Source organism: Streptomyces sp. (genome assembly GCF_031178505.1).
Classification (GTDB): domain Bacteria; phylum Actinomycetota; class Actinomycetes; order Streptomycetales; family Streptomycetaceae; genus Streptomyces; species Streptomyces gulbargensis.
In genome coordinates, this window is record NZ_JAPSIW010000600.1 from 1 (window position 1) to 4,319 (window position 4,319).

Annotated in this window: 6 protein-coding genes; 5 read left to right on the forward strand and 1 reads right to left on the reverse strand. The window is 73.7% G+C overall.

What is annotated here, in order from left to right:
* The 3 genes from RIF68_RS28660 to RIF68_RS28670 form a co-directional block, all read left to right on the forward strand.
* Positions 1-762: 3-phosphoshikimate 1-carboxyvinyltransferase (locus RIF68_RS28660; RefSeq protein ID WP_309054196.1), on the forward strand; the 762-nt coding region annotated here is incomplete at its 5' end.
* Between the two features lie 3 nt (positions 763-765).
* On the forward strand, positions 766-1,776 hold the full coding sequence (gene rsgA / locus RIF68_RS28665; RefSeq protein ID WP_309054197.1) for a ribosome small subunit-dependent GTPase A: 1,011 nt from the start codon (positions 766-768) through the stop codon (positions 1,774-1,776).
* Positions 1,777-1,874: 98 nt separating this feature from the next.
* The gene (locus RIF68_RS28670) at positions 1,875-2,198 is read left to right on the forward strand and encodes a multidrug efflux SMR transporter (protein WP_309054198.1); all 324 of its coding nucleotides are present in this window, start codon (positions 1,875-1,877) and stop codon (positions 2,196-2,198) included.
* Here the strand turns inward: RIF68_RS28670 and RIF68_RS28675 are convergent.
* A complete protein-coding gene (locus tag RIF68_RS28675; protein ID WP_309054199.1) occupies positions 2,090-2,728 on the reverse strand; it encodes a TetR/AcrR family transcriptional regulator in 639 nt (212 codons plus the stop codon). The genes RIF68_RS28670 and RIF68_RS28675 overlap by 109 nt on opposite strands.
* A 100-nt stretch (positions 2,729-2,828) precedes the next feature.
* Between RIF68_RS28675 and hisN the strand changes: the two genes are divergently transcribed.
* Both hisN and RIF68_RS28685 read left to right on the forward strand, forming a co-directional pair.
* Positions 2,829-3,638, forward strand: coding sequence for a histidinol-phosphatase (gene hisN, locus RIF68_RS28680; protein WP_309054200.1), 810 nt, complete (start codon positions 2,829-2,831; stop codon positions 3,636-3,638).
* A 261-nt stretch (positions 3,639-3,899) separates the two neighbouring features.
* Positions 3,900-4,289 carry a CBS domain-containing protein gene (locus tag RIF68_RS28685; protein ID WP_309054201.1) on the forward strand — a complete coding sequence of 130 codons (390 nt, stop codon included), beginning with the start codon at positions 3,900-3,902 and terminating at the stop codon, positions 4,287-4,289.
* Positions 4,290-4,319: the final 30 nt, after the last annotated feature.

Below are 4,319 nucleotides of genomic sequence, written 5' to 3' on the forward strand. Positions count from 1 at the left end.
CTGCTGTCCGCGCCCCGCTTCAACCAGGGCGTGGAGGTACGGCACGTGGGCGCCACGCTGCCCTCGCTGCCGCACATCCGGATGACGGTCGACATGCTGCGCGCGGTCGGCGCCCAGGTCGACGAGCCGGAGCACGGCGGCGCCCCGAACGTCTGGCGGGTCACCTCCTCCGCGCTGCGCGGGCGGGACCTGGTGGTCGAGCCCGACCTGTCGAACGCTCAGCCGTTCCTGGCGGCGGCCCTGGTGACCGGCGGCCGGGTGACGATCCCGGACTGGCCCGCGCGGACCACCCAGCCCGGTGACGAGCTGCGGCGGATCTTCACCGAGATGGGTGGTTCCTGCGAGCTGACCGACGAGGGGCTGACCTTCACCGGCACGGGCCGGATCCACGGCATCGACGTGGACCTCGGCGAGGTCGGCGAGCTGACCCCGGGCATCGCCGCGGTCGCGGCCCTCGCGGACTCCCCCTCGACGCTGCGCGGTGTGGCCCATCTGCGCCTGCACGAGACGGACCGGCTGGCGGCCCTCACCAAGGAGATCAACGAGCTCGGCGGGGACGTCACCGAGACCGAGGACGGTCTGCGCATCCGCCCGCGCCCGCTGCACGGCGGCGTGTTCCACACGTACCACGACCACCGCATGGCGACGGCCGGCGCGATCATCGGCCTCGCGGTCGACGGCGTGCTGATCGAGGACGTCGCGACCACGGCCAAGACCTTGCCGGACTTCGCCGAGATGTGGACCGGAATGCTCGGAGTCTGAACCATGCGGCGTTACGGGAAGCACACCGACGAGGACGACATCCGCCAGCGGCCCAACCGCAAGGGGACCCGCCCCCGGACCACCATCCGGCCGAAGCACGAGGACGCGGTCGAGGGCCTGGTCCTCACCGTCGACCGGGGCCGGCTGACCTGTCTGGTCGACGACCGGATCGTGTTCGCGATGAAGGCGCGCGAGCTGGGCCGCAAGGCGGCCGTGGTCGGTGACCGGGTGTCCCTGGTGGGAGATCTGACGGGTGAGAAGGACACGCTGGCCCGGATCGTGCGGATCGGGGAGCGCACATCGGTGCTCCGCCGCACGGCCGACGACGACGACCCGTACGAGCGGGTCGTGGTCGCCAACGCCGACCAGCTGGCGATCGTGACCGCGCTGGCCGACCCCGAGCCGCGCCCCCGGCTGATCGACCGCTGTCTGGTGGCGGCCTTCGACGGCGGACTCGAACCCTTCCTGGTGCTCACCAAGTCGGACCTGGCGCCGCCGGAGAAGCTGCTGGAGCTGTACGGGGCGCTGGACATCCCGCACGTGGTGGTGAACCGCGACGAGCTGTACGACGGCGGGGCGGCGGACCGGGTGCGCGAACACCTGGACGGCCGGGTCACGGCGTTCGTGGGGCACTCCGGTGTCGGCAAGACGACCCTGGTCAACGCCCTGGTGCCACAGGACAAGCGCCGGATCACCGGGCATGTGAACGCGGTGACGGGCCGCGGCCGGCACACCACGACCTCGGCCCTGGCGCTGCCGCTCGACGTGGTCGACGGCTGGGTCATCGACACGCCCGGCGTGCGGTCCTTCGGTCTGCACCACGTCGACCCGTCCCGGGTCATCCACGCCTTCCCCGACCTGGAGCCGGGCACGGAGAACTGCCCGCGGGCCTGCGGCCACGACGAGCCGGACTGCGCGCTGGACGCGTGGGTGGCGGAGGGGCACGCCGATCCGGCGCGGCTGTACTCGCTGCGGCGGCTGCTCTCGACCCGGGAGCGACGCGAGGGCGACTGAGTCCGCGTACGCGGTCGGCCACCACGGGCACGTGCATAATCACACGGAACGGGCCCCAAGGGACGAAGCGGTCACCGACGGCGTGGGAGGCACTGACGATGGCGTGGCTGCTGGTGGTGGTCGCCGGCCTGCTGGAGACGGGCTTCGCGGTGTGCCTGAAGCTCTCGCACGGTTTCACCCGGCTCTGGCCGACGGTCGCCTTCGCGGCCTTCGCCCTCGGCAGCTTCGGCCTGCTGACGCTGGCGCTGCGGAAGCTGGACGTGGGGCCCGCGTACGCGGTGTGGACCGGGATCGGGGCGGCCGGGACGGCGATCTACGGCATGGTCTTCCTCGGCGACCTGGTCTCCACGCTCAAGATCGTCTCGATCACGCTGGTGATCGTGGGGGTCATCGGCCTCCAGCTGTCCGGTTCCACGCACTGACCGCCCGTGGGCGGCAGGGCCGGCGCGACGACGTGGCTGAGGGCGAGCCGTACGGCGATCTCGCACCCCGCCGCCCAGCGCTCCCCCGCGCAGGCGGCGGTGGCGGCGACCAGTTCACCGGGAGCGGGCAGTCCGGCGTCGGCGCGCCGCTGCGCCGGCACGGGAGCGAGGCGGGCCCCCGGGCGTGCGGGGCGGGGCCGGGGCAGCCCGTCCTGCCAGGCTCCGGTGAGCAGCGCCCGCAGTATCGGGCGGTCGGCGGCCCGGGCGACGGTCCACTCGGCGAGGGCGACGAGGTTGCGTTCGGGCGGGGCGGGGGTGGCGAGGAGCCGGCGGGCGCCGTTCAGGAAGGCGTCGGCCTCCCGGCGGGCGAGGGCCCGGGCGAGTCCCTCCTTGCTGCCGAACTCGTTGTAGAGGGTCTGGCGGGAGACCCGGGCCGCGGTGGCGAGGTCCACCATGCGCACGGCGGACCAGGGCCGGTGCGCGAGCGCGGTGAGCGCGGCGTCGAGCAGGGCCTCGCGGGCAGTCGCCATGGGTGCCTCCGTCGTACGGTGCGGTACTCAGCGTCGGCAGGCGGCCACGCGCTGTCAAGGCCCGCCGGGGGGCGTTCCCCGGCGGCGATAGAGTGCCGCCATGGCCGACTACCACGATGACCTGCGCCTCGCCCACGTCCTGGCGGACGCCGCCGACGCGGCCACCATGGACCGCTTCCAGGCGCTCGACCTGAAGGTCGACACCAAGCCGGACATGACCCCGGTGAGCGAGGCCGACAAGGCCGCGGAGGAACTGATCCGCGGCCAGCTCCAGCGGGCCCGGCCACGGGACGCGATCCTGGGCGAGGAGTACGGCGTGGAGGGCTCGGGCCCGCGCCGCTGGGTGATCGACCCGATCGACGGCACGAAGAACTACGTGCGCGGGGTGCCCGTCTGGGCGACCCTGATCGCGCTGATGGAGGCCGGGGAGACCGGCTTCCAGCCGGTGGTGGGCGTGGTGTCCGCCCCGGCCCTGGGCCGCCGCTGGTGGGCGGCGAAGGGGCTCGGCGCCTACACGGGCCGCAGCCTGGCCTCGGCGAGCCGGATCCAGGTGTCGAAGGTGTCGTCCCTGGCGGACGCCTCGTTCGCGTACTCCTCGCTGAGCGGCTGGGAGGAGCAGGGCCGGCTCGACGGGTTCCTGGACCTCACGCGCGCGTGCTGGCGGACCCGGGCGTACGGCGACTTCTGGCCGTACATGATGGTCGCCGAGGGCTCCGTCGACATCTGCGCCGAGCCGGAGCTGTCCCTGTGGGACATGGCGGCGGTGGCGATCGTGGTGCAGGAGGCCGGGGGTACCTACACCGGCCTCGACGGGCGCCACGGCCCGCACAGCGGGAACGCGGCGGCGTCCAACGGCCTGCTCCACGGGGAGCTGCTGAGCTACCTCAACCAGCGGAACGCCCAGGACTGAGCCTTCCCGTCCGGCGGGCGCCCGGGGCCGGGCGCGACCGCCGGCGGGGCGTCCGCGGGGCCGGGACCCTCCGCCCGGCGGGGCGTCCGGGGGCCGAGCGCCCTCGGCGCTCCCCGGGGACGCCTCGCACGCCCTCTTGTCGGGTCCCTCCCCCGGTGCAACTCTGAGAGCTCCCCCACTTGTGAACTTGTGCGCTGTTCATCAGGCGCCTCGCGCGCCGGAGTTCTCGTTGAACGGTTCACCAAGGAGGTGGTTCCATCCATGCTCGTCCGTGACGCCATGAGCACGATCGTCCTGACCCTCGGCCCCACCCACACCCTCCGCCAGGCGGCCCGGCTGATGGCGGCGCGCCGCGTCGGCGCGGCCGTCGTCCTGGACGGCGACGCCCACGGGCTCGGCATCCTCACCGAGCGCGACATCCTCAACTCGCTGGCCAGGGACCAGGATCCGGACCGTGAGACCGCCGGATCCCACACCACCCACGACGTCGTCTTCGCCGCGCCGACCTGGACCCTGGAGGAGGCGGCCGAGGCGATGACCCGTGGCGGCTTCCGTCATCTGGTGGTCCTCGACCACCAGGGGCCCGTCGGCATCGTCTCCGTCCGCGACATCATCCGCTGCTGGATCCCGCTGCACAGCGTCGCCGGGTGAGCCCGGTCCCCCGGGCGCGCGGGCCGTGCC

Coding starts and splice junctions, on each gene's coding strand:
- rsgA (WP_309054197.1), top strand. CDS start 766: ATGCGGCGTTACGGGAAGCACACCGACGAGGACGACATCCGCCAGCGG.
- RIF68_RS28670 (WP_309054198.1), top strand. CDS start 1,875: ATGGCGTGGCTGCTGGTGGTGGTCGCCGGCCTGCTGGAGACGGGCTTC.
- RIF68_RS28675 (WP_309054199.1), bottom strand. CDS start 2,728: ATGGCGACTGCCCGCGAGGCCCTGCTCGACGCCGCGCTCACCGCGCTC.
- hisN (WP_309054200.1), top strand. CDS start 2,829: ATGGCCGACTACCACGATGACCTGCGCCTCGCCCACGTCCTGGCGGAC.
- RIF68_RS28685 (WP_309054201.1), top strand. CDS start 3,900: ATGCTCGTCCGTGACGCCATGAGCACGATCGTCCTGACCCTCGGCCCC.